Here is a 24,299-nt window from a genome sequence, read left to right as displayed (position 1 = left end):
CGGCATTCGACAGGCGTACCAACGAGGGGGAACCGGTCGCCGAGCCCGCCGTCATGCAAGGCCGGTCGTGCGCGCCGCGGGGGCCAGCGCGAGGAACAGCGCCTGCTGCGCGCTGATGGCGGCCGCCCGCGTCGGGTACAGACGCGCCCAGGCACGGGCCGTCAGCTCTCCACCCAGGTGCCTCAGCACCTCGCCGCGTCTGGCCATCACATGGTCGACCAACGCGTCGGCATCGCGCGTATCGTCCCCGTGCCCGGCCAGCGCCTGCGCCTCGCGGGCAAGCTGACAGGCATCGGCCGCCCACGGTCGTATCGTCGCCGCATCGATGCGGCCAAGACGAAACGCCATTTCCGCCGCCACCGCTCGCACACCGTCCGGCTGTCTCAATTCGTCGCGAATCGTCTTCTCGTGAGCGTGCGGCACGAACCCCGCCAACCGACGCACAAACGGGGTGCCGACAGCGTTGCATGACACGCGCGTCCGATCGACCCATGGTGGCGCGGCACCGTCCATGCGCTGCGGTGGGGCATCGATATCGTTCAAGGCGTCCGCGCACAGGCAAGCCCCGAATTCCACCGTCATCACGTGCGGCAGATCGTTCTGATCCCGCCAGATCCCCACGTTCTCCATGGCCGCATCGCACAGCGTCCGGTTGTCCAGCCAAAGGGCGGCGAGGTACTGGCGCTCGAGTTCACATTGATAGATGTCGGGCAGCATGGCGCAGCGTTGCGTGCGCCACCGGTTGGCGTCGTCACCGGGCTGGCCTTCCCCAAGGCGATCGAATGCCCTCGCCGCACCCTGAGCGCGAGGCGCAGCGCCATCGACGACGCGGCTCGCGGCATCGCTCTCGAGCCAACGGCCAAGGCTCGAGTAACCGGGCAGATACGGCGTTGCCAGAAAGACACGCGTCGCATCAAGCGTGCCGTCGTATGCCGCTGCACAGCCCCGAACCAGGATCGCTGTCGGCGTCACCAGCCCCAACGCACCGAAGAGCCTGGACGCGAACCAGGCCAGCGACGCCTGCCGGGCATCCGGATACGCCCTGACGACGAACCGGGACGCGTCCGCGTGCGGGCCGAGCCGCATCTGCACCGCAGCCGGTTCCGGTGCCGCCTCGTGAACACGCTGCGCCGCGCCGAAATCATGGGGTCCGATGCCCGGCAGCGGCACATCGCAGCCGTCGCATCCCGCAACGGCCCCAAGACGGCCGAAAGTCGTCATCGTGGCCGGCAGCGCCAGCGCCGCCGCGATGCCGCCGGGCGCGCCCGGACCGGATGCCGGGGATGCCTGGGGTGTCGTCGGCGCCGGTTTGGCCGCTGCCGCTTGCGCGCCTGACAAATAGCCGTGGATATCCATGACGACCCTCCTTCGTCGTATGGCGAGGCCCCGGCACGCAGTGCGCGGGCCGGCCGACCCGTTCGAGATCGGCCGATGTTGCTGCGGCAGTGCGCGGCCAGCTTTCGAAAATGAGGCAACATCGGACAATTCCGCCGCACGTGATAGGCTCGTCCCATGTCTACGCTTGCCCGCATTCTTGTCAGCAGCTGCCTGCTCGGCCATCCGGTTCGCTATCACGGACGCAGCGCGTCTTGCGAATCCGAAGCCGCCGCCTTTCTCGAGCGCTGGCATGCCGAAGGTCGCATCGTCCCGGTCTGTCCGGAAGTCGCGGGCGGCCTGCCCACGCCGCGGCCGCCCGCCGAAATCGAAGGCGCCGCCGGTGGCGACGCCGTCTGGCTCCAGCGCGCACGCGTGATCGACGATACCGGCGCCGACGTGAGCGCTGCCTTTCTCGACGGCGCACGGCAGGCACTCGCGTTGGCGCTGCGTCATGGCGTACGCATTGCCGTCCTCAAGGAGGACAGCCCGTCGTGCGGCAGCACGTCGATCTACGACGGCAGCTTCACGGGCGGGAAGGTGCGGGAAGCGGGCGTGACGGCGGCCTGGTTGCGACGCCACGGTATCGAGGTGTTCAGCGAACACACGCTCGCCGAGGCGGATGCGAGACTGCGCGCCATCGACGAGCGCCGATAGCAGGCCGATAGCGCGCAGACAGCGCGGCGATATGGCGACGCCCCAAGCGCCGCCTGGCGTGCGTCGTTACAACTCGATCTTCGTGCCGAGCACCGCAAGGAACTGGGCGATCCAGGCCGGATGAGCCGGCCAGGCCGGCGCAGTCACAAGTTTGCCGTCGGTGTGCGCTTCATCAATGCCGATCTCCATGTACTTCCCGCCGGCCAGGCGCACTTCCGGCGCACACGCGGGGTAGGCCGAACACTCCCGTCCTTCGATCACGCCGGCCGCCGCCAGGAGTTGCGCGCCGTGGCAGATCGCGGCAATGGGCTTGTCGTTCTGCGCAAAATGCTTCACCGCCTCGAGCACCGCATCGTTCAGGCGCAGGTATTCGGGGGCGCGTCCGCCGGGAATGACCAGCGCGTCGAAGTCGGCTGGCGACAGGCCGTCGAACGTGGCGTTGAGGGTGAAGTCGTGGCCGCGCTTCTCGCTGTAGGTCTGATCGCCCTCGAAATCGTGAATCGCAGTGCGCACCTTGTCGCCCGCCTTCTTGCCGGGGCAGACCACCTCCACCCGATGGCCCACGGCCATCAGCGCCTGCACCGGCACCATCAGTTCGTAGTCTTCGACGTAGTCGCCCGCGAGTACCAAAATCCGCTTCTTGCCCATGTGACGCTCCATTCAGAGAAAAGAGGGAGGGGAGAACCGCCCTTCCATGTTACTCAATTCCGGTGACGTCACCGGGACGGCCGCGAACCCGGGCCACCGTCGCGCCGATCGCATTCGGCCGCGCCGCGGCCATCGCGGCCCCATGGTGGTCCCATCATGGCCCCATTTCGGCCCCGTCGCGCCCCATCCCTGGCGTATTACGAATACCCTTCGGACGAAAAAAAACCGCGTGCCGGGGCACGCGGTATCAAGTCGGCGCAAAACGCCGTCGGTCAAGCGGTTGCCCGGCGGTGCCTCGCTCGAGGAGACGCCGCGCGAGCCGGACTCGTCAATAGGTTTCGAGATGCAGACGCCCTTCCGTCTTCATCCGCTGCCACAGCGCCTGCCAGTCGAGACCGGCCTCGCCCGCGATGGTCTGCAGCACTTGCAGCACGCCATCCTCCATGCCCTTCAGGCCGCACACGTAGATATAAGTGTGGTCGTGCCGGAGCAACGCTGCCACGTCGGTCGCGCGCTCGCGCATGGCGTCCTGCACGTAGCGCTTGGGCTGCCCCGGCGTGCGCGAGAACGCGAGGTTCGTGTCGATGAAATCCTTCGGCAGATTGAGCAGCGGACCGAAGTACGGGAGCTCGCCCTGCGTGCGCGCGCCGAAGAACAGCATCAGCTTGCCCGTCGCGCCTTTCAGGCGCCGACGGCGACGATACTCGGTCATGGCGCGCATGGGCGCCGCCCCCGTGCCGGTGCAGATCATCAACAGATGCGAATCGGCGTGATTCGGCATGAGGAACGTGCTGCCGAACGGGCCCATCACGTTCACCACGTCGCCCTTCTTCAGATCGCACAGATAGTTCGAGCACACCCCGCCGACCGCCTGATCGTGATGGTCCTTCGTGACGCGTTTGACCGTCAGCGCCAGGTTGTTGTAACCGGGTCGCTCGCCGTCGCGCGGCGACGCGATCGAGTACTGCCGTGCGTGATGCGCGCGCCCGTCGGCGGTAGTGCCCGGCGGGATGATGCCGATCGACTGTCCCTCGAGCACCGGGAACGGTTGCTTGCCGAAGTCCAGCACGATGTGATGAATGTCGCTCTCGGCGCTCGTGTCGGTCAGACGGTAGTTGCCGACCACGGTGGCCTGCACCGGCGCCTTGTGGTTGTAGAGGTTGACGTTCGGCTTTGCCGCCGACCACGGCGGCACGACCGAACCGCGTACGAGATCCGAGCCACCGATGACCGGTTCCGGCGCGTCCGACGGATTGACGCCCGCCGGGGCGGATGCGGCCTCGCCGATCGATCCCTGGCCGGCAATGGCGTCGTCCTGCACCGGAAGTTCGTCCCAGGTGAGCTGATCGTCGATGGAATAGGCTTCGGCCCTGAGCACGTCGCGCCAGTTGTCGATCGCCCCCGTCGGGCACGGCGAGATACACGCCATGCATCCATTGCACGTGTCCGCGCGCACGACATAGTTGTTGTCGTCGTGCGTGATCGCGTCGATCGGACACGTCTCCTCGCAGGTGTTGCAGCGAATGCAGATCTCCGGATCGATCAGATGCTGCTTAAGAACTTCGACCGGAACGGGGCCGTTCATGATGCTGTCTCCTTGTGGGGAATGCGCCTGGGGGGCTGCATGGCCCCCCGCGTCATCAGTTGAAGCGCACGTACTCGAAGTCGATCGGCTGGCGGTTGATGCCGATCGGGGGCGGCGCGATCCAGTTCGCGAACTTGCCCGGCTCGGTCACGCGGCCCATGAGCGACGCGACGTAGGCACGGTCTTCCGACGACGGCAGCCACTCGCGCTCGTGCGCGGCCCATTCGGTCTCGCTCACCACACGACCGTCCGGCGACACGCGCACCCCCGCGAACGTGCCGATCTGGCGGTTGAACGCCTTGTGGGGCACGGTCAGGCGAAAATCGATGCCGGCCTTCTCCAGCACCTTGTTCCAGCGGTTCACGCCCGCGACCGAGTCCTTGATGTAGTCATCGCGCAGCACTTCGTTCATCGCGTTGAGCATCGGCACTTCGCGCTCCACGAGCCGGCCGTTGTCCACGTCCAGCAGGCGATACATCTGGCCATTGAGCTGGTGGTCGTCGTCGCGCTTGCTTTCCTCGTAACGCCCCTTGAGACCCGAGCTGTAGAAGATGGCGGCGTTCGACGACTGGTCCGCGCCGAACAGGTCGATCGTCACGGAATAGTGGAAGTTGATGTAGCGCTGAATGGTCGGCAGATCGATCACGCCTGCCGCGCGCAGCTTCGCCACATCGTCGGTCTTCAGTTCGTTCATCACCTGCGCGGTACGGGCGATGACGCGCGACACGCCCGACTCGCCCACGAACATATGGTGCGCTTCTTCGGTGAGCATGAACTTCGTGGTGCGCGCGAGCGGGTCGAAACCCGACTCGGCCAGCGCCGAGAGCTGGAACTTGCCGTCGCGATCCGTGAAGTACGTGAACATGTAGAACGACAGCCAGTCCGGCGTTTTCTCGTTGAACGCGCCCAGAATACGCGGATTGTCCTCGTCGCCCGAACGTCGGCCGAGCAGCGCTTCGGCTTCCTCGCGGCCGTCGCGGCCGAAGTAGCGATGCAGCAGATAGACCATCGCCCACAGGTGGCGGCCCTCTTCCACGTTCACCTGGAACAGGTTGCGCAGGTCGTACATCGAGGGCGCCGTGAGTCCGAGGTGACGCTGTTGCTCGACCGACGCCGGCTCCGTATCGCCCTGCGTCACGATGATGCGGCGCAGGTTCGCGCGATGCTCGCCCGGCACCTCCTGCCACGCGGCCTCGCCCTTGTGCTCGCCGAAATGGATCTTGCGATCGGCCTCGCCCGGCGTGAGGAAGATACCCCAGCGATAGTCCGGCATCTTCACATGATCGAAGTGCGCCCAGCCGCCCGGATCGACGCTCACCGCCGTGCGCAGATAGACGTCAAATCCATGCGAGCCTTCCGGGCCCATGTCGCCCCACCAGGACAAAAAATTCGGTTGCCACTGTTCGAGCGCGCGCTGGAGCGTGCGGTCATCCGACAGGTTGACGTTGTTGGGGATCTTCTCGCTGTAGTTGATCGAAGCCATCGTGGGAATCCTCGTGTCTCGTGCGTATTCTGTGGAAAACGTCTCGTTGGATGTCGTCGCGCGTCGCCTTGCGTCGCGCGACGACCGGTCCTTGCGTGCGTCCCGGTCAGACGCGATTCAGATCGAACTGCGCCTTGTTGCCCTTGCCGTAGACCTTCAGCGCCCCCTTCTCGCCCACGGCGTTCGGACGAATGAAAATCCAGTTCTGCCAGGCGGACAGGCGGCCGAAGATGCGCGTATTCATCGTCTCGCGGCCGTTGAAGCGCAGGTTTGCCTCCATGCCGGTGAGCGCGTCGGGCGACATGGCCGCACGCTCCTCGATGGCGATGCGGATTTCGTCGGGCCAGTCGAGATCGTCCACGGCGGCCGTCACCAGACCGAGTCGCTCGGCTTCGTCCGGACGCACCTGGCGGCCGATCGTGGCGCGCACCGCGTCGAGTTCCTCGGCGTTCTCGTAGAACCGGCGCGCCAGGCGCGACTGGTCCGTCACCATCGGCAGCAGGCCGAAATTGACCTCGGTGAGCGTGATGGCCGGCTCGTCTTCCTCGCTTGCCGGCAGCGACGCCATGTAGGTGCGATCGGCGGCAAAGGCGAACTCGGCGAGCGTGCCGGTGAAGCACGAGTCGGGTTCGATCAGGGCGAAAAGCGAGCGCGACGACACATCGATGCGCGCGAACGTGCGGCGCAGCATGCCGATCGTCTCGCGCACGAACCAGTGGTCCTGATGCGCGAGCAACGAGGCATCGGCGGCAAGTACGTGCTTCGCGTCGCCTTCGGTGCGCAGCAGCCACGTGCCGATGTCGAGCTCGTTGGTGCGCAGGTTGAGAATGGCGTCGTCGAGTTCGCGTGCCATCTTCAGCGGCCACCAGTTGATGCCGGCCGCCTCGATGCCCGCGATGTCGGCGGGCGGGGCCGACTTCGGCGCCTTGACGGTGAGGCTCGCCGTGCGATTGGCGCGGTCGATTTCCACTTCGACGAATTCGTAGCGGATCGCGTCCGGCTCGTCGGTGCGCTCGATGCGCGTGAGCGTCACGCCCTTGCCGCCCGGACGATCGCTGCCTTGCGCGAGCTCCAGCGCACGTGCCGCGATCGTCTGCGCGAACTGCGCGGGCTTCACGACTTCGTCGACCAGACGCCACTGCTTGGCTCGCTCGCCGCGAATGCCTTCCACAATGGTGCAGAAAATGTCGGCCCGGTCGTTACGCACATGGCGCTTGTCCGTCAGGCGCGTGAGGCCGCCGGTGCCCGGCAGTACGCCGAGCAGCGGCACTTCCGGCAGCGCAACCGACGACGAGCGGTCGTCGACCAGATAGATCTCGTCACAGGCCAGCGCCAGCTCGTAGCCGCCGCCCGCGCATGCACCGTTCACGGCGGCGAGGAACTTCAGGCCGGAGTGGCGGCTGGAATCCTCGAGACCGTTACGCGTTTCGTTGGTGAACTTGCAGAAATTGACTTTCCAGGCGTGCGACGACAGGCCCAGCATGAAGATGTTCGCGCCAGAGCAGAACACGCGGTCCTTGGCGCTGGTGACCACCACGGTCTTGACTTCCGGATGTTCGAAGCGGATGCGCTGAATGGCATCGTGCAGTTCGATGTCCACGCCCAGGTCGTACGAATTGAGCTTGAGCTTGTAGCCTTCGCGAATGCCGCCGTCTTCCGCAATGTCGATGGCGAGCGTGGCGACGGGGCCGTCGAAGCTCAGCTTCCAGTGCTTGTACTGCGAGGGGTCCGTACGATAGTCGACGTGGGGTTTGCCGAACATGATTGCCTCCAACACGAATAATGATCTTGTTGGATTGCAATATAGTGCAGCACAAACCCACCGTCAACCGTTTAGTTAAATAAAAATGAATTATTTTGCAGTTGCACCTCGTCAGTCGGACGATAACTGCACGGCGAGGCGGCCGCGCAACTGCAAATAGGCGTCTGCCAGAGCGCGCCCGCCGGTGTCGAAGCTCATGTCGGCCTTGGCATAGAAGTCCTGTCGGCCGGCCAGAATGCGCTTGAGATCGTCCATGGCTTCGGCATTGCCCGACATCGGTCGCAGGTCACCCTGCGCCACCACCCGCTTCATATGCTCTTCGGGCGAGGCCTGCAACCATACCGTATAGCAATGGGTGAGCAGGAAATTGAACGTCGCGGCATCGCTCACGATGCCGCCCGGCGAGGCGATCACCGCGCGCGGGTGCTCGGCGACGACCGCCTCGAGCGCGCGCAACTCGTATCGACGGTAGGCCGAGGCGCCATACAGCGAGTAAATCTCCGAGGGCGGGCAACCGGCCAGTTGCTCGATCACGCGGTTGAGTTCGACGAACGGCACGTGCATGTCGTCGGCGAGCATGCGACCGAGCGTGGACTTGCCCGCGCCACGCAGCCCGATGAGCGCGATGCGCCCGCGCCGGTCCGGGTCGCGCTCGCTGCCCGCGAACAGTTCGGTGAGTGCCTGGCGCGCGCGCGTGAGCGCCTCGCCGTCGCGTCCATGGAGGATTTCGCGAATGAGCAGCCACTCGGCCGACGACGTCGTTTCGTCGCCCACGATTTCCGCCAATGTGCAATTTAGTGCCTGTGCCAACTGACGCAGGAACAGCACCGACGCATTGCCGACCCCCGACTCCAGATTGGCCACATGGCGCTCGGAGACGCCGGCGTCGAGCGCCAGCGCCTTGCGTGTGAGGCCACGGCGGGCACGCAGCGTGCGTACCCGCTCGCCCAGCGCGACCAGGAACGGGTCCTTCTCACCGGCGCCACGTGCCGTCGGCACCCCATCGGCTTGCGCACTCTTATTCATCGGGGGAGATCCTCGAAGCAGATAACATGTAATATATTGCTTGACAGCGAAATTTGCATGCTCTAATTTTCACCATGCGTCGGTAAAAAAGCAAACACGGGCCAGACATCTGCGCACCGCCATTGATCGACGTCATACCAACAGACAGTGCGCGGACCGCCATGCGCGCGAACGACAGGGCATTGTCGAGACGATGCCGGCCGGCCTTTGCCGGGCCTCTGCTGCCGCCGCGACCGGTGTAGCGCCTGCGAACGTCCCCAGGAGACATGGATGGATGTGCCTCAATTTCAGGCGCTGATTGCCGCGCTCACCCGGCAAATCGACCAACGCCCGCTCGACGCCGGCCTCGCCGACTGGCTCAACACGCACTACGGTGCAGGCTCCCCCGGGTATGAAGCGCTCGCCGACGCCTGCCGCACCGGTGTCGCCGAAGGCTGGCTGTGCAACCGCGAAGGCGGCGGCATTCGCTACGGACGCGTCATCAAACCTTCGCCCGACACGCACGGCTTTTCCGTCGACGTTGTCGACATGGCGGATCTGGCCGGTCCGCATCACGTGCACCCGAATGGCGAAATCGATCTGATCATGCCGCTCACGGCGGGCGCGACCTTCGACGGTCATCCCGCAGGCTGGTGCGTGTACGGCCCCGGCACGGCGCACCGTCCGACGGTCGCCCACGGTCGGGCGCTCGTGCTCTATCTGCTGCCCGAGGGCGCCATCGAATTCACGCGCGGCGCCTGAGCGTCGCGCGCAGGCGCCTGCCGCCTGCTTCCCTGTTTGCTTATCGGTTCATGGACATGCGTACCCCTGCCTTGTTGGAAAACTACGTTGCCGGTCAATGGGTGGCCGGCAGCGGCGAACGCACCGCGCTCACCGACCCCGTGACCGGCGACACGCTCGCCTTCGTCTCGAGCGCCGGGCTCGATCTCGACGCCGCCTTCTCGTATGCGCGCGATACCGCCGGCCCGGCCCTGCGCGCGCTGTCGTATGGCGAGCGCGCCGCGCGTCTGTCACAGATCGTCGCCACGCTGCAGGCGAATCGCGACGACTACTACGCCATTGCCACCGCCAATGCCGGCACGGTCGCCACCGATTCCGCCGTGGACATCGACGGCGCCATCTACACGCTGTCGACGTTTGCGAAGCTCGGCGCGACGCTCGGCGACGCACACACGCTGCTCGACGGTGCCGCCGTGCCGCTCGCGAAAGACGCGTCGTTCGCGGTGCGTCACGTGTTTCGTCCGACGCCGGGCGTCGCGCTCTTCATCAACGCCTTCAACTTCCCGGCCTGGGGGTTGTGGGAGAAGGCCGCCGCCGCCTTGCTCTCGGGCGTGCCGGTGATCGTCAAACCGGCGACATCGACCGCCTGGCTCACGCAGCGCATGGTGGCCGATGTCGTTGCGGCGGGCATCCTGCCGCCGGGCAGCCTGTCGGTGATTTGCGGCAGCGCCGCCGGCCTGCTCGACCGGATCGGCCCGTTCGACATCGTCTCGTTTACCGGCTCGGCCGACACCGCCGCCACGCTGCGTGCCCACCCGGCGTTCACGCAACGCTCCGCGCGCATCAACGTGGAAGCCGACAGCCTGAACAGCGCGATCCTGCTGCCCGACGCCTTGCCCGGCACGCCCGCATTCGACCAGTTCGTGCGTGAAGTGGCGCGCGAGATGACCGTCAAGTCGGGACAGAAGTGCACGGCCATTCGCCGTGCGCTGGTCCCTGCCGAACATTTCGACGCCGCCGCGGCGGCGATCACCGAGCGTCTGGCGAGGACCGTCGTTGGCAACCCGCGCAACGAGACGGTGAAGATGGGCGCGCTCGTGAGCCTCGCGCAAAAGCGCGCCGTGCTCGAGGGCATCGCCCACCTGCAAGCGGAAGCCGAGACGCTGTACGACGGTAATCGTGATGCCGCCTTCGTCGATGCCGGCCCGCAAAGCGCTTGCGTCGCGCCGGTGCTGCTTGGGCTGCGCGACGGCACGAGCGGCGTGCGCATCCACGACACGGAAGTGTTCGGGCCGGTCGCCACACTCGTCGGTTACCGCGACCTCGACGACGCCATCGCGCTCGCCCGTCGTGCGCGGGGCTCGCTGGTCGTCTCGCTGTACAGCAACGATGCGGTCGCGATGCACGCACCGGCGCTCGCGCTGGCCGACGCGCACGGGCGCGTGCACGCCGTCGATCCGTCCGTCGCGAAATCGCAGACCGGCCACGGCAATGTCATGCCGCAGTCGCTGCATGGCGGTCCGGGTCGCGCCGGCGGTGGCGAGGAGTTGGGCGGATTGCGTGCTCTGCGTTTCTATCATGTGCGCTCGGCCGTTCAGGGCCCCGCCGCGCTGATCGAAGCGCTGACGCAGGATGCCGTGGAATTTCCGAACGGCTGACCCTGCCCCGCCATTCGCGCACTACAGTCAAGTTATCCGCAGCAAGCCGCAAGCCGTCGCAGTCAAGGTGATTCACACAGGCGCCGACAGAGCGCCAAAAGAACTCACGCCGCGTGGGCGCCCCGCATTTGGAGCGACCTCTCGCGGTGATCCACCGGAGGCAACATGGAAGCCGTACTCACCCCACCGCCGGCGAACTTCAACTTCGCCGCGCATCTGGAGGCGCTCAATCGCGAGCGCGCCGCCAAGACTGCATATCTCGACGACACACGCGCCCTCACCTACGGCGAACTGGCCGAGCAAAGCCGGCGCTTCGCCACCGGCCTGGCGCGCGCGGGCGTGCATCGTGAGCAGCGCATTCTGCTCATCATGCTCGACACCGTCGATCTGCCGGTCGCGTTTCTCGGCGCGTTGTATGCGGGCGTGGTGCCCGTGGTCGTCAATACGCTGCTCACCGCCGACGACTATGCGTACATGATCTCGCACAGCAAGGCGCAACTCGTGATCGCGTCCGGCGTGCTCATGCCCACGGTGCAGGCCGCCCTCGACAAAGTGGCGCAGACGGGCCCTGTGCCGCCGTGCATCGTCTCCCAGCCGGTCGCCGCCGAAGCCGGTGCCGCCCCCGCGCTCCCGACCTTCGACGCCCTGGTCGACGGCCCGCCGAGCGCCGTACCGGCGGATACCGCGGGCGACGACATCGCCTTCTGGCTGTATTCGTCCGGCTCGACCGGCAAGCCCAAGGGCACCGTGCATACGCACGCCAACCTTTACTGGACCGCCGAGACCTATGGTCGAAACGTGCTGGGCATTCGAGAAGACGACGTTGCCTTCTCGGCGGCCAAGCTCTTCTTCGCCTACGGTCTGGGCAACGGACTGACGTTCCCGCTGTCGGTCGGGGCGACCGTGATCCTGATGGCTGAGCGTCCGACGGCTGAAGCCGTGGCCCTGCGGCTTCGCCGCCATCGACCGACGATCTTCTACGGTGTGCCCACGCTCTACGCCAACCTGCTCGCCTCGCCGCACCTGCCTGCGCGCGCCGACGTGGCGTTGCGCCTGTGCACGTCGGCCGGCGAAGCGCTGCCGCGCGAGATCGGCGAGCGGTTCACAGCGCACTTCGGCGCCGAAATCCTCGACGGCATCGGCTCGACCGAGATGCTCCACATCTTCCTGTCGAATCGTGCGGGCCAGGTCGCCTACGGCACCACCGGCGAGCCGGTGCCGGGCTATGAAGTGCAATTGCGGGACGAACAGGGTCACCCGGTACCGGACGGCGAGATCGGCGACCTCTACATTCGCGGGCCGAGCGCGGCGCTGATGTATTGGTGCAATCGAGAGAAATCGCGCGCCACGTTCCTCGGCGACTGGCTCAAGAGCGGCGACAAGTATCAACGTCTACCCAATGGGTATTACGTCTATGCCGGGCGCAGTGACGATATGCTCAAGGTCAGCGGCCAATACGTGTCGCCCATCGAAGTGGAAATGGTGCTCATGCAGCACGACGCGGTGCTCGAGGCGGGGGTCGTCGGCCGCGACGATAACGGCCTGACCAAGACGCAGGCGTTTGTCGTGCTCAAGCCGGGCATGGCGCCGACCGAGGCGATGGCCAGCGAGCTCAAGGCCTTCGTCAAGTCGCGTCTGGCACCGCACAAGTATCCGCGCGAGCTGGTGTTTGTCGACGACCTGCCGAAAACGGCTACCGGCAAGGTGCAGCGCTTCAAGCTGCGCGAGTTGTTATAGGAGAAAAGAGAACGATGTCGGACGTACAGTTCGCGCAGATCGAGACGGCCTCGCACGGCCCGCTCTCGCTGGAGTACCGCTGGATTCACCCCGAGCGCAGCCAGGCCCCCCTGCTCGTGTTCCTGCACGAAGGGCTCGGTTCCGTGGCCATGTGGAAGGACTGGCCACAGCAACTCTGCGAGGCCGGGGGATTTCGCGGCCTCGTGTATTCGCGCAACGGTTACGGTCGCTCAACACCGCGCCCGCATGACGAGAAATGGCCGGTGGACTTCATGCACCGGCAGGCACGCGAAGTCCTGCCCGCGTTTCTCGACGCCGTCGGTGTGGGTGCGGCTCAGGCCGAGCGCGTTTGGCTTGTCGGTCACAGCGACGGCGGTTCGATCTCGCTGTTGTTCTCGGCGGCCTTCCCTGACCGGCTCGCCGGTGCCGTGGTCATCGCGCCGCATCTGTTTGTCGAGGACCTCTCGGTGGACAGCATCGCCAGGACGAAGACCGTGTACGAGACGAGCGATCTGCGGGCAAAGCTCGCGCGCTATCACGACGACGTCGATTCCGCGTTCTGGGGATGGAACGACATCTGGCTGAACCCGGCGTTTCGCGACTGGAACCTGGTCGGAGCGGTGGCGAGCATCACGAAGCCGCTGCTGGCGATTCAGGGTGAAGATGACGAGTACGGCACGATGGCGCAAATGGACAGCATTGCGGCCAACGTGCCGCACGCCAGGGTGGTGAAGCTGCCCGCCTGCGGACACTCGCCGCATCGCGACGCGCCACAGGCGCTGGGCGAGGTGATCGTGGCGTTCATCGGCGCGCACGCCGAGCGGCAGGCCGCATGACATCGCGGGCGTCTCCCGTTTCGGGGGAACGCCCACGGTCCCGTGACGGATCAGATCACGCGTACGCCCGGCTTGCCGGGGCGCATTGCCCCAACGATGCCCGCCTCGGCAAAGCCATCGGCACGGAAGACGGCCAGCACGTCGTCGACAGCCCCGGGCGCGCACGACACCAGCAGGCCGCCGGCCGTTTGCGGATCGCACAGCAGATCGCGATCGCGCGTGGTCAACCGATCTCCCAGTTCCACCGATGCGCCGTAAGACGCCCAGTTGCGCCCGGAAGCCCCGGTAATGCATCCCTTGTCCGCGAGTTCGCGCACACCGTCGAACAGCGGCACGTCGGCCATGCGCAAATACGCGGCCAGATTCGCGCCGCGGCACATCTCGAGCGTGTGCCCGAGCAGGCCGAAGCCGGTCACGTCGGTGAGCGCATGCACGCCCGGCAGCGCGGCGAGGGCCGGTCCGACGCGGTTCAGGCGCGTGGTCGCATCGATCATGAGGCGATAGCCCGCGTCGTCGAGCTGGTTCTTCTTCAGGGCGGCGGACATGACGCCGACGCCCAACGGCTTGCCGAGCACCAGCACGTCGCCGGCCTGAGCGTCGGCGTTGCGCTTCAGGCGCTTCGGATGCACCACGCCGAGTGCCGCCAGGCCGTAGATCGGCTCCACCGAGTCGATGCTGTGTCCGCCGGCAATCGGAATGCCCGCTTCGGCGCAAATCGATTCGCCGCCGCGCAGAATGTCGCGAATCGTCTCGCGCGGCAGCACGTTGATCGGCATGCCGACGATGGCCAGCGCAAAGATCGGCTTGCCGCCCATGGCGTAGATGTCGGACAGCGCGTTGGTCGCGGCAATGCGGCCGAAGTCGTACGGATCGTCGACGATCGGCATGAAAAAGTCGGTCGTGGCGATGATGGCCTGCTCGTCGTTGAGCTGATAGACCGCGGCATCGTCCGACGTTTCCGTGCCGACGAGCAGCGCGGCAGGCGCGGGCAGCGGCGTATCGTTGCGGGCCAGGAGTTCGGACAGCACGCCCGGCGCGATCTTGCAGCCGCAGCCGCCGCCGTGCGAAAGCGAAGTCAGGCGCGGAGCGGCCGGCGTGGCGCCCGCTTGGGTTGCATCGATTGCGGTCATGGTGGTTGGTGTTCGTTTATCGAATCTCGACGTATTATGGAGCAGCTTTGCCCTTGTAGCACCCTCTCACATGCGCCGTGAGCGCTGAACCTCAGGGGACCTCTCCATGCAACGTCGCCGCTTTCTCTCTCTGGGCGCCTGCGCCCTGCCCGCCTCCCTTCTCACCAGCTCGCTGCTGCCCGTCCAGGCACACGCGTCGCCGCGCGCCGCCTCGACACACGACGCCGCCGACGGCTGGCGCACATTCGAGCTGACGACGCAGGTCGATCTGCCCGCCGCCGCCGCGGGCGGCGGCCCCGCGCGAGTCTGGCTGCCCGTGGCGACTTCGCCCGGCGGCGGCTACCAGCAGGCACTCGGCACCCGCTGGGAGGCGCCCGGCGCGAAGGCGGAACTTCGCATGGTGCGCGGCGCGGCGGGCGTGGGGGTACCGATGCTCGCGGTCGCCTGGCCGGATGCGACGCAGGCCCGTACCGTCACGCTGGTCAACACCTTCGCCACACGCGACAGGCGCGTCGATTTGTCGCAGCCGCCGTCGGCCGATGCCCCGAAGGAAGCGCCGGCCGTGCTGCGCCAGTATCTGCAGCCCACGACGCTCCAGCCGACGGATGGGCTCGTGCGCGAGACCGCCGAGAGAATCACGCGCGGCCAACAGGGCGACGTGGAGAAAGCGCGCGCCATCTACGAGTGGATCGTGGACAACTGTCGGCGTGAAGGATCGGTGCGCGGCTGCGGCACGGGCGACGTGCGCTACATGCTTACCACCGGCAATCTCGCGGGCAAATGCGCCGACATCAACGCGTTGTTCACCGCGCTGGCGCGCTCGGTGGGCATTCCGGCGCGCGACGCCTACGGCGTGCGGGTCGCCACCTCGCAGCATGGTTTCAACAGCCTGGGCAAGGCCGGCGACGTGACGCGGGCCCAGCATTGCCGCGCCGAATTCCATGCCGCCGGCTATGGCTGGGTGCCAGTGGACCCGGCGGACGTGCGCAAGGTCGTGCTCGAGGAAGTGCCCGGCGGCCTGCCGCTCGACGACCTGCGCGTACGCGCTGCCCGCGCCATGCTCTTTGGTCAGTGGGAAATGAACTGGGTCGCATTCAATCACGGCGCGGACATCGCGCTGCCGGGCGCCACGCGAGCGAACCGCGAGCCCGTGCCGTTCCTCATGTATCCGAACGGCGAAGTGGCGAATGCCCGGCTCGACAGTCTTGACCCGGACACGTTCCGCTATCGCATGAGCGCGCGCGAGCTGACCGCCTGACCCGCGGCGTTTGCCTTTCGTTCACGCCGAACGGTCGATCTGCCGACCGACCGGCCACCAGAATGATCGCGCCGCGCAACGTGCGGCGCGACATCACGTCCCAAGGAGCGCCTTGCCATGCAGCGCCGACATTTCCTTCACACGATGGGCGCCATTGGCGCCGCCGGAGCCGTCGGCGCGATCGGCGGCATGAGCGCGCCGACCATGGCGGCAGGACCGTCCAAGGGCGCGGCGCAAGTCGACGACAGCGTGCTGGCCGGCACCTCCGGCGGCACGCTCTCGGCATGGCGCGGCGCCACACCGGCGTTTTCGCTGCCGGCCCTCGACGGCACCACGCATGCCTCGTCGGCATGGCGCGGGCGAGTGGTCATCCTCAACTTCTGGGCGACGTGGTGTGCGCCGTGTCGCGAGGAAATCCCGGCCATGGGAGCGGTGGCGCGGCAGTATCGCGAGCGCGGACTGATGCTCGTCGCCGTCAACTACAAGGAACCGCCGGCCACCGTGAAGCCGTTCGTCGACAAAGTCCCCATCGACGGCACCGTGCTGCTCGACATCGACGGCGCCGTCTACAAGCGCTTCGGTCCGATCGGACTGCCGGCGACGTATCTCATCGACCGCGCCGGCAATGCGCGCTTCTGGCGCATGGGCGAACTCGAGTGGAGCGACGTCGGTCTGCACGGCCACATCGAAACGCTGCTCGCGCAAAAGGGCGGCACGTCCGCCTGACGGGCCGCCGCTCCCGGTCGACCCGCACACGCCTGCCCTATTCCGGCGCGACCGAGCGCGCCGCGACGTGGACATGATCGAGCAGCCGCGCCGTGGGGCCGGCCAGCACGCCCTCGCGATAGGCGCAGTACAGGGGCGCGCGCGGCGGCGGCGCGAGCGGACGGTACACGATGCCCTCCACCTGCATGCGCATGAGCGATGCGGGCACCACCGACACACCGAGCCCTGCCGCCACGAGTGAGAGCGTGGTGAGCAAACGCGGCGCCTCCTGTTCGATGTTCGGGCTGAAGCCCGCGCCGTGGCATGCGGCGATGATCGCGTCGTACAATCCCTGCCCCGTGCGTCGCCGGTAAAGAATCAGCTTCTCGGCAGCGATGGCGGTCATCGGGACCACCGCCTTGCCCGCGCGCCCCGTGAGGGCCAACGGATGCGCCGACGGTGCGGCGAGCACCATCGGCTCTTCGAGTACCGGCACAAACGTGATCTGCCCCGTATCGCCCTGCGGCTGACGAATGAAGGCCACGTCGAGCTGGCCGTCGCGCAGGCTGTCGAGCAGCTCGCTCGTGCTCGCTTCGTCGAGCATCAGGGAAACGGACGGCGCGTCGGCGCGGAACGCCCGGATCACCGTCGGCACGAACGGATGCAACGCCGCCGAACTCGTGAAGCCCACCGAGAGCCGCCCCTTCACCCCCGCCGCCACGCGACGTACGTCGTCGACCGCCTGGTCGAGTTTGCGCACGACTTCGTACGCGTCGGCAAGAAAGGCCTGTCCGGCGTCGGTCAGCGCCATCCCGCGCGGCAGCCGCTCGAACAGCGTGACGCCCAATTGCGTCTCGAGCACCCGGATCTGCTGCGAAAGCGGCGGCTGGCCGATGCCCAGCCGCTCGGCCGCCCGCGTCATGTGCCCGGTTTCGGCTACCGCAATGAAGTAGCGCAACAGACGTACGTCGATGTTTGCCATATTGATTCGATATAATTCAAGTCACTTCCATATATTGGACAATATAGCGGAATCCGCCTACGCTCAAGGGGTCCCGCGCGGCCCATGCATCGCTGTCTCGATGGCGCCCAGGGCCGGGCGGCCCCCAAAGCAGTCACGTTTTCAGAATGAACCCGCCATGTGTATTCCGGCCCCTCCTCCCTCCGCTGCCGACGTCGGTTCCACGACGCGTGTCCCGGCGGCCTCTTGCCCCCCCGCTTCCATGCCGTCGACAACGTCCGTCGCGATGCCGGGCGACACCCGCCCCGCGCCGAGCGTCCGCGCGCTGTTCCTCGGCTTTCTCGGCCTTGGCATGACCGCATTCGGCGGTGCGTTGCCGCTCGCGCGGCGCATGGTCGTCGAGAAGCACCGATGGCTCACGCCTGCCGAGTTCACCGATCTGCTCGGGCTCTGCCAGTTTCTGCCCGGCGGCAACATCATCAACCTGTCCGTCGCGCTGGGCATGCGCTTTCACGGCTGGCGCGGCGCGCTCGCGTCGATCCTGGGGCTCATCGCGGCACCGTCGGCCGTGGTGATCCTGCTCGGCATGATCTACCAGCACTTTCAGAACGATCCGCACGTCAAGCATCTGTTTGCCGGGCTCGCGGCGGCGGCGGCCGGCCTGTTGATTCAGATGGCCTGGAAGGTGTCGTGGCCGCTGCGCAAATCGATGGTGCTCGGCGCAGTGGCGCTCGCGTGCTTCATCGCCATTGCCGTGCTGCGTGTGCCGTTGGTGCTGACCATGGCCGTGATGACGCCGATTTCGATCTATGCCACATGGCGGGTGTCGCAGTGACCGGCACCCTCATTTCGCTGGCCGTCATCTTCACCCAGCTGTCGGTACTGGCCTTCGGCGGCGGCAACACCATCCTGCCGGAGATGGAGCGGCAAGTCGTCGACGTGCATCACTGGATGACCTCGGAAGCGTTCAGCGCGCTATTCGCCCTGGGACAGGCCGCGCCGGGCCCGAACCTCATGATCGTGACGCTGGTTGGCTGGCACGTGGCCGGCTGGCAAGGCATGCTGGTCACCTCCATTGCAAAATTCGGCCCCTCGTCGCTCATCACCGTCGGTGTCCTGCATTTGTGGGAGCGGTTCAAGGACCGGCCGTGGCGACGCATCGTTCAGGCCGGTCTGGTGCCCATGACCGCCGGGCTCGTGGCCGCGAGCGCCGCCTTGATCGCACAGGCATCGGCCACCTCATGGCTGCTCGCCGGCATCACGGCAAGCGTGGCGGTGCTGGCGATTCGTACGCGTGTGCACCCGCTTTGGTGGCTCGCGGCAGGCAGCGTCGCAGGGTTGTTGGGCGGCGCCTACCTGTAGACGCGCCAGACGCGCGACCGGGCGGGTTCAGGCCCGGCCGACCCCACACACCTGCGCGTACGCCACGCGCCAGTGCTCGCGTCCCAGCACCGCGATGCCATCGACCAGATCGGTCCATGCGGCCGAGCCGATCACCAGCGACGCCGGCGTATCGCCGCGTGCCAGCGCCGCGAGGCGTGGCGGGCATGCGGTCTTGCCCGCGAGCAGCATGGTGCGGGCGACCCACTGCGCAACGTCCGCCTCGATGGCTGGCGCGGGGTGCCTGCCTGGCGCCATCGGGACCTCGTCGCTCCACCGCCATGCGGCGCGAGCGCTCACGCCAGAGCGCGTGGCAATGCCCAGCGCGCCGAGCACCCGCCCGCACGTCATGCCCAATTGCGCGGCGGTGCGTAATGCGCGCTCGGCGAGCGCCCGCCAGTCTCCTGTCCCCCCGCAGTCTTCACGTACGCTCGCGGCGATCAGCGCGACAACGCGCGAGCGCACGCGGCGCAGCGCTTCCGGGTGCGTGAGAAGCCGACGCGCGTCGCGAACGTCCGCGCACAGATCGTCGGTCGTCTCCGCGGGATCGAAGAGCTGGACATCGATCGGGTGCACACAAAACGTCGGCGCGCCCGGGGTGTCGCGTCGCCAATCCGGCTCGAGACGTTCGCGCAACAGGGCGAAAGCCTCGTCGAAGCGAATCAGGGAAGGGCGCGCGTCGCTCACGTGCAGCGTCCGCAGCCGCGCCGCGGGCAGTCGAAAGCCGAGCCCGTGTGCCAGCAACTGGCAGAGGCCCGCGACGCGGTCGCTTTGCGCCAGGCTGGATTGCGGCGCGTCTGCGACATGCAGCACCAGAGCTTCCGAAATGCGCATCTCGGCCAGCCTACGGCGCGACGTCGGCGACATGCGATCGTGATCGCGCGCGGAAACGCCCGCATTGGTGGCAGTGGTGGTATTGGCAGCATTAGCATCGGCTTCGGTCGCTTCGAACGCTGCCATGCACTGGCGCATGGCAGTGACGTCGGCCAGCGTCCGGCGGCGCAATTGCGCGTCAGTTTGCAACGCCCATTCGCGCCGCGCGCCGTCCCCCTCGGCGATCGCCCGCTCCAGTGCCCGGAGTTCAGGCCACAGATACCGGCAGGTCGCGCCGATCGCCAGTATGCTGGCGGCGCAGGCGAAGGTGACGTCCGCTGCCTCGGGCAGCGTCACACCGCGAACCCGAAAGCGTTCGCTCGCGTTGTGCCACGCCTCGTCGAGCAAACACCGCCATCCGCTCTCGCGAAGGCAGGCGGTCATGCCTGCGAAATCATCGCGAAACCCGTCCCGAACGCACGTCACCACGCGCATGCCAAGCTGAAGGAACGTGTTCGCGGGGGGAACGGTGGGGTTGATGGCGGGGCCGGCGCAAGTCATTGGCATATCGCATGTCTCCGTTCGATGAATGAGGCGAGCATCGTCGGCGCAGTGCCTGCGGCGTGCTTCCGGATTCGCCCGTATCGCTTTCGGGCGAATCCACGCGGAATCTGGGATGATGTCGTCATTGCATCGCCATCGATCTCACCGGAGGCCCCATGCCGACCCTAGCCACGCTTGCCACGTTCGTCGTTGTCGTTCTCGGGCTGTTTCTGATTCCCGGACCGGCCGTACTGCTGACCATCACGCGCACCGTGCAGGGTGGGCGACGGGCGGGGGTCATGACCGGTGTGGGAATCGCGTTGGGCGATCTCGTGCACACCTTGTGCGCGGCTGTCGGATTGTCGGCCGTGCTGATGACCTCCGCGTTGGCATTCGATGTCGTCAAATACGTGGGGGCGGCGTACCTGATCTATCTGGGCATCAAGGCGTTGCGCGAGCCTCTGAGCGACCCGCAATTGCCGACGGCCCCTCGCGTATCGCCGGGACGCGCCTTCGTGCAGGCCGTGGCGACCGAAGTGCTCAATCCCAAGACGGCGCTCTTCTTTCTCGCGTTCATGCCGCAGTTCGTGCATGCGCACGAGGGCAACGTCTTCCTGCAATTCCTTGTGCTCGGCATGGTATTCGTCGCCATGAGCGCGCTGTATACCGCCGCGATCGCCTTGTCGGTGCGTCCACTGGGCAGATTCGTGAAGCGCTTCACGTGGCTGCTGCGCTGGCAGGGCAAGATCATCGGCAGCCTCTTCATCGGCCTCGGTCTGCGTGTGGCCATGCAGCAGCGCTGAGCCCGCGCGGTCGGGCGCCGCGTTCCGAGGGTAAAACGTCAAAAACGTCGAGAGCGTCACAAACGTCACAAACGTCACAAACGTCACAAACGTCACAAACGCCGGAGTCGCTCACCATGCCTCGCATCGTTTCGCCGCTTCGCTCAGTGCGTTCCCCGAATGTTCCACCGCTACGCGTGCTTGGCGCGGCGGCCTGCCTGATCGCCGGACTCGGGCCCGTTGACCCGGTGTTCGCGGCCGACGCCGCCGCGCCGCCGCCCCCGGCCGTCGCCGCCGTCGCGTTTTCGCGGGCGGCGCCCGGCAGCACCTCGCTCGCCGGCTGGCAGAACCTGCCGGTCGTGAGCGGCAAGAAGCTGACGACGTACACCGTCGTCGCCGATGGTCGGAGCAACGTCGTCGAAGCGAACGCCGCCGATTCCGCCTCGGCGCTCATGGCCAAGGGCGACCGGATCGACCTGGGCGCGACGCCTGTCGTGACGTGGCGCTGGAAAGTCGACAACGCCATCCCGGGCGCGGACAACCGTGTGGCCGACAAGGAAGATTCACCGGCGCGGCTCGTGTTCTTCTTCGATGGCGACAAGTCGAAGCTGCCGTTCGGCGATCGCGCGACGATGACATTGGCCAAGGCGGGCGGCGAAGACCTGCCATACGCCACGCTCATGTACATCTGGTCCAACGACGCCGTGCCGGGCGGCGTCATCCAGAACCCGCACACCGACCGGGTGCAGATGCTCGTGGTGGCGGGAGGCGATGCGTCGCTCGGCAAGTGGCAGACGTTCAGCCGAAACCTCGCGGCCGATTACGAGCGGGTGTTCAGGGAGAAGCCGGGCAGGCTGCTGGGTTACGGCGTTTTCACCGACAGCGACAACACCCACGCGAGTGCACATGCCTGGTATGGCGACGTGCGGTTCGGGGCGGAAAAATAGGCGGCAGCAGCCGATGGCAAACCAGAAGCGGGGTGCGCGACGACGTATCGCTCCGGGCAAAAATCCATCGCGAAAAAGCATGCTCGGTTTCACCTGTCGAGACCCTGATGGAAATGCCGCGCATCCGCATCGAAATATACCCTGAAAGCCCCGTCCGACGGGGCTTTTGCGCTATTGCAACAGTCACTTGCGTGCTACGCTATCTCGCCTAGAATTCGAGCCAGGGTTTGCCACCGGCTCAGTGCTGTTCACGCCTCTCAACGCCCCGCGAGCGCCATGCAAAAGAATCGCCAGCCCAAGGACGTCACGTTCGCCTCCAGTCCGGTATTGCAATCGCGCACATCGCTGTGGCGCTCCAAACTCGTCGTCATCGGCATCACCCTGGCGTTCATTGGTTTGGTCGTGCGGGCGTTCTGGATTGCCGGCCCGGGCAACGGGTTCTACATCGCGCAGGGCGAAAAGCGCTACGAGCACACCATCGTGATGCCCGCCGTGCGCGGCAAGATCGAAGATCGCGACGGACGCGTGCTGGCAACCAGCCTGCCGATGCGCACTGTCTGGGCGGTGCCCGCCGAAGTGCCGGACGACCTGTCCGACAGCGACATCCGCAAGGCAAGCAAGTTGCTCGACATTCCGCCCAAGGAGTTGCGCACCAAACTCATCGGCGAGAAGAAGTTCGTCTACGTGAAGCGTCAGGTCTCGCCCGAGATCGGCAAGCAGGTCGAAGCGCTGGGCATCCCGGGCGTCTACGAAAGCAGCGAATACAAGCGCTTCTATCCCGAAGGCGAAGTGGCGGCGCACGTCGTGGGCTTCACCAACGTCGAGGACAAGGGCCAGGAAGGCATGGAGCTGGGCGAAGAGTCGTTGCTCGAAGGCACTGCCGGGGTTCGGCGCGTCATCAAAGACCGTATCGGCCGAACCATCCAGGATCTCGACGACTCCAGCCCGCCGCGCGATGGCAAGGACATCCGCCTGACGCTCGACACCCGGGTGCAGTACATCGCGTACGAGGCACTCAAGAATGCGCTGGACCGCACCGGCGCGAAGGCCGCGATGGCGGTGGTGATCGATGCCAAGTCGGGGCAGGTGCTGGCGCTGGCCAACTTGCCGACCTACAACCCCAACGACCGCGAGCATCTCACCGGCGAGCAGTTGCGCAACCGCGTGTTCACCGACGTCTTCGAGCCCGGCTCCATTCTCAAGCCCTTCACCATGGCGCTGGCGCTCGATCTGCATCGCCTCACGCCGTCGACCCTGATCGACACGGGGCCGGGGCGTTACGTCTTCGAGGGGGCGACCATCAGCGACGACAGTGCGAACGGTGTGCTGACGGCCGCGGGCGTGATCCAGAAGTCCAGCAACATCGGCATGACCAAAGTGTCGACCATGCTGCGGGCCGAGGAGATGTGGGACATGTTCACCGAAATCGGCCTGGGTCAGCAGCCGAAGCTGGGGTTTCCGGGGGCCGTGTCGGGCCGGTTGCGTCCGTACAAATCATGGCGTCGGATCGAACAGGCCACGATGGCGTACGGCTATGGCATTTCCGCGTCTCTCTTCCAATTGGCGCGCGCGTACACCATCTTCGCCAACGACGGCGTGCTCGTTCCCATCTCGATCATCAAGCCCGATACACCGGTGCAGCCCGAGGGCGTGCGCGTGATCGACGCCCGCACGGCCGCCGAGATGCGCAAGATGCTGGCGGGCGTGGTCGACACCGGCGGCACCGCCACCACGGCGCAGGTGGCGGGGTACAGCATTGGCGGCAAGACCGGGACGGCCTACAAGGCCGGCGCCCATGGTTACGACCATTCGAAATACCGCGCATCGTTCGTCGGGATTGCGCCCTTGTCGGCGCCGCGCCTGGTGATTGCGGTGTCGGTCGACGAACCAAAGGCATCGCAACACTTTGGCGGACAGGCAGCCGGGCCGGCGTTTGCGGAGATTGCGTCGCAGGCGTTGCCACTACTGGGGATTCGGCCGGACCTTCCGGTGCGACCCGGCGTGATCCTGGCGGCGCCGACATCCGACTCGCCGCCGGACGACAAAGGCGCGCACGGTTGAGTGACCGTCCGGGAGGCGCACTGCGTGCCTTCCGGCGCCGATCCCGGTGGTCGATGGGGATCGAGTCGTGATGGCCCCGCCCTCCCCGGTTCGCACCTCAGTGGTAAATCAAGTCAAGTCGTTCAATTTCCGCCCTCCCCGGTTCTCACCTCAGCGGTAAATCAAGTCGAGTTGTTCAATTTCCGCCGTCCCCGGTTCTCACCTCAGCGGTGGATCGGATCGGGGGCCGCCCG

Annotated in this window: 21 protein-coding genes; 12 read left to right on the top strand and 9 right to left on the bottom strand. The window is 66.6% G+C overall.

Annotated features, from left to right (window positions below; genetic code table 11):
* Positions 1-51: 51 nt before the first annotated feature.
* Complete coding sequence (locus tag W930_RS0122645) at positions 52-1,356, bottom strand: hypothetical protein (RefSeq protein WP_023871870.1); 1,305 nt, start codon at positions 1,354-1,356, stop codon at positions 52-54.
* 156 nt (positions 1,357-1,512) lie between these two features.
* Here W930_RS0122645 and W930_RS0122640 point away from each other — a divergent pair, with 156 nt between their 5' ends.
* Positions 1,513-2,031 (top strand): DUF523 domain-containing protein, encoded by a 519-nt coding sequence (locus W930_RS0122640; protein WP_024788712.1) that lies wholly within the window; start codon positions 1,513-1,515, stop codon positions 2,029-2,031.
* A gap of 66 nt (positions 2,032-2,097) precedes the next feature.
* On the opposite strand, the gene W930_RS0122635 is transcribed toward W930_RS0122640, so the two are convergent.
* The 5 genes from W930_RS0122635 to W930_RS0122610 all read right to left on the bottom strand — a co-directional run bounded on the left by W930_RS0122635 (position 2,098) and on the right by W930_RS0122610 (position 8,535).
* Positions 2,098-2,679, bottom strand: coding sequence for a DJ-1/PfpI family protein (locus W930_RS0122635; RefSeq protein ID WP_023595048.1), 582 nt, complete (start codon positions 2,677-2,679; stop codon positions 2,098-2,100).
* Positions 2,680-3,007: 328 nt separating this feature from the next.
* A complete protein-coding gene (gene boxA / locus W930_RS0122625) occupies positions 3,008-4,264 on the bottom strand; it encodes a benzoyl-CoA 2,3-epoxidase subunit BoxA (RefSeq protein WP_023871872.1) in 1,257 nt (418 codons plus the stop codon).
* Positions 4,265-4,319: 55 nt separating this feature from the next.
* Entirely contained in the window at positions 4,320-5,747 is a 1,428-nt protein-coding gene (gene boxB, locus W930_RS0122620) for a benzoyl-CoA 2,3-epoxidase subunit BoxB (RefSeq protein ID WP_023595046.1), read from the bottom strand.
* Positions 5,748-5,853: 106 nt separating this feature from the next.
* Entirely contained in the window at positions 5,854-7,509 is a 1,656-nt protein-coding gene (boxC, locus tag W930_RS0122615) for a 2,3-epoxybenzoyl-CoA dihydrolase (RefSeq protein WP_023595045.1), read from the bottom strand.
* A gap of 111 nt (positions 7,510-7,620) precedes the next feature.
* Complete coding sequence (locus tag W930_RS0122610; RefSeq protein ID WP_023595044.1) at positions 7,621-8,535, bottom strand: helix-turn-helix transcriptional regulator; 915 nt, start codon at positions 8,533-8,535, stop codon at positions 7,621-7,623.
* Positions 8,536-8,805: 270 nt separating this feature from the next.
* Here W930_RS0122610 and W930_RS0122605 point away from each other — a divergent pair, with 270 nt between their 5' ends.
* The 4 genes from W930_RS0122605 to W930_RS0122590 all read left to right on the top strand — a co-directional run bounded on the left by W930_RS0122605 (position 8,806) and on the right by W930_RS0122590 (position 13,486).
* A complete protein-coding gene (locus W930_RS0122605; protein WP_023871873.1) occupies positions 8,806-9,276 on the top strand; it encodes a DUF4863 family protein in 471 nt (156 codons plus the stop codon).
* A gap of 50 nt (positions 9,277-9,326) precedes the next feature.
* Entirely contained in the window at positions 9,327-10,913 is a 1,587-nt protein-coding gene (locus tag W930_RS0122600) for a 3,4-dehydroadipyl-CoA semialdehyde dehydrogenase (protein ID WP_024788713.1), read from the top strand.
* 165 nt (positions 10,914-11,078) lie between these two features.
* On the top strand, positions 11,079-12,650 hold the full coding sequence (locus tag W930_RS0122595; protein WP_023595043.1) for a benzoate-CoA ligase family protein: 1,572 nt from the start codon (positions 11,079-11,081) through the stop codon (positions 12,648-12,650).
* A 14-nt stretch (positions 12,651-12,664) separates the two neighbouring features.
* Positions 12,665-13,486, top strand: coding sequence for an alpha/beta fold hydrolase (locus tag W930_RS0122590; protein ID WP_023595042.1), 822 nt, complete (start codon positions 12,665-12,667; stop codon positions 13,484-13,486).
* Positions 13,487-13,536: 50 nt separating this feature from the next.
* Here the strand turns inward: W930_RS0122590 and selD are convergent, their stop codons facing one another.
* On the bottom strand, positions 13,537-14,616 hold the full coding sequence (gene selD / locus W930_RS0122585) for a selenide, water dikinase SelD (protein WP_023595041.1): 1,080 nt from the start codon (positions 14,614-14,616) through the stop codon (positions 13,537-13,539).
* 106 nt (positions 14,617-14,722) lie between these two features.
* Between selD and W930_RS0122580 the strand changes: the two genes are divergently transcribed.
* Both W930_RS0122580 and W930_RS28545 read left to right on the top strand, forming a co-directional pair.
* Entirely contained in the window at positions 14,723-15,874 is a 1,152-nt protein-coding gene (locus tag W930_RS0122580; RefSeq protein WP_023871875.1) for a transglutaminase-like domain-containing protein, read from the top strand.
* 117 nt (positions 15,875-15,991) lie between these two features.
* Positions 15,992-16,600 carry a TlpA disulfide reductase family protein gene (locus W930_RS28545; RefSeq protein ID WP_023871876.1) on the top strand — a complete coding sequence of 203 codons (609 nt, stop codon included), beginning with the start codon at positions 15,992-15,994 and terminating at the stop codon, positions 16,598-16,600.
* A gap of 37 nt (positions 16,601-16,637) precedes the next feature.
* On the opposite strand, the gene W930_RS0122570 is transcribed toward W930_RS28545, so the two are convergent.
* Positions 16,638-17,561 carry a LysR family transcriptional regulator gene (locus W930_RS0122570; RefSeq protein WP_023871877.1) on the bottom strand — a complete coding sequence of 308 codons (924 nt, stop codon included), beginning with the start codon at positions 17,559-17,561 and terminating at the stop codon, positions 16,638-16,640.
* 241 nt (positions 17,562-17,802) lie between these two features.
* Between W930_RS0122570 and W930_RS0122565 the strand changes: the two genes are divergently transcribed.
* Complete coding sequence (locus W930_RS0122565; protein ID WP_023871878.1) at positions 17,803-18,375, top strand: chromate transporter; 573 nt, start codon at positions 17,803-17,805, stop codon at positions 18,373-18,375.
* Positions 18,357-18,902 carry a chromate transporter gene (locus W930_RS0122560; protein WP_029754800.1) on the top strand — a complete coding sequence of 182 codons (546 nt, stop codon included), beginning with the start codon at positions 18,357-18,359 and terminating at the stop codon, positions 18,900-18,902. Before W930_RS0122565 ends, W930_RS0122560 begins: the two co-directional genes overlap by 19 nt.
* A 27-nt stretch (positions 18,903-18,929) precedes the next feature.
* Here W930_RS0122560 and W930_RS0122555 read toward each other — a convergent pair whose 3' ends face one another.
* Positions 18,930-20,300, bottom strand: coding sequence for a hypothetical protein (locus W930_RS0122555; RefSeq protein WP_145929470.1), 1,371 nt, complete (start codon positions 20,298-20,300; stop codon positions 18,930-18,932).
* Positions 20,301-20,452: 152 nt separating this feature from the next.
* Here W930_RS0122555 and W930_RS0122550 point away from each other — a divergent pair, with 152 nt between their 5' ends.
* From W930_RS0122550 to W930_RS0122540, 3 genes are all read left to right on the top strand, one after another.
* Positions 20,453-21,079, top strand: a complete 627-nt coding sequence (locus W930_RS0122550; protein ID WP_023871881.1) for a LysE family translocator — start codon at positions 20,453-20,455, stop codon at positions 21,077-21,079.
* A 116-nt stretch (positions 21,080-21,195) separates the two neighbouring features.
* On the top strand, positions 21,196-22,005 hold the full coding sequence (locus W930_RS0122545) for a DUF3047 domain-containing protein (protein ID WP_051399210.1): 810 nt from the start codon (positions 21,196-21,198) through the stop codon (positions 22,003-22,005).
* A gap of 276 nt (positions 22,006-22,281) precedes the next feature.
* Positions 22,282-24,066, top strand: a complete 1,785-nt coding sequence (locus W930_RS0122540; RefSeq protein ID WP_023595032.1) for a penicillin-binding protein 2 — start codon at positions 22,282-22,284, stop codon at positions 24,064-24,066.
* The last annotated feature ends 233 nt before the right edge of the window (positions 24,067-24,299 follow it).

The organism is Pandoraea sp. E26 (assembly GCF_000681415.1).
Classification (GTDB): Bacteria; Pseudomonadota; Gammaproteobacteria; order Burkholderiales; family Burkholderiaceae; genus Pandoraea; species Pandoraea pnomenusa.
Note: the sequence above shows the minus strand (reverse complement) of the source record. Positions and strands in the feature narration are given on the sequence as shown.